Source organism: Amycolatopsis ponsaeliensis, from assembly GCF_030182635.1.
GTDB classification, from domain to species: domain Bacteria; phylum Actinomycetota; class Actinomycetes; order Mycobacteriales; family Pseudonocardiaceae; genus Amycolatopsis; species Amycolatopsis ponsaeliensis.
This window is the reverse complement of record NZ_JAPZLD010000122.1, coordinates 1-711: the sequence shown is the minus strand read 5'-3', so window position 1 is coordinate 711 and position 711 is coordinate 1. Positions and strand designations below refer to the sequence as shown.

Genomic DNA, 711 nt, shown 5'->3' with positions numbered 1-711 from the left:
GGGCTCTGTGGGGGTTCTTGCTCCTGGGGGGGGGCGGGGGGGGGGGCGGGGGCGGCTTTTTTTAACCTGTATTTTTTTCCCCCGGGGGGGGGGGGGGCGCCCCCCCCCCCCCCCCCCTTCTCATTCCCCTCCCACCCACGCCCGACCCTCCAGGTACGCGAGTCGACCCTTCAACCACACGTGATGCCCCTCCAATCACGGGTGATGCCTCCTCAATCACGCGAGATGCCCGGGCGGCCACATGCGCTCCCGGCCACGGCGGCGAGTTCCGGCTTCAATGACGCGAGCTCCGGCCCTGATCACACCAGTTCCGCCTCGAGTCACGCCGATGCCGGATGCCGGCAGGGTCGGCCGGCGTGCTTGAGGAGCCAACTCGTGTGATTGGACGGACGACACGCGTACCCCAGGCGGTCGACTCGCGTACCCAGAGGGTCGGCTCGTGTGCCTAGAGGGTCGGCCGGCGTGATCGGGCCCGTCATTCGCGTGATCCGGGACGGGACTCGCGTGATTGGGGGCGGAACTCGCGTACCCAGGCGGTCTTGCAGAGTGGATGCGGGCATAAGAAAAGGCCCCGGGAGAACCATGGGCTCTCAACCGGGGCCTTCCCCAACGTAAGTTCGGCGGTGTCCTACTCTCCCACAACCCTTCGGTTGCAGTACCATCGGCGCTATCAGGCTTAGCTTCCGGGTTCGGAATGGGACCGGGCGTTTC

General features: G+C 67.2%; 1 rRNA gene. It reads right to left on the bottom strand.

Going from position 1 to position 711, the window contains the following annotated elements:
• Positions 1-615 precede the first annotated feature (615 nt).
• A 5S ribosomal RNA gene (gene rrf / locus QQ657_RS56490) occupies positions 616-711 on the bottom strand; the annotation flags it as partial.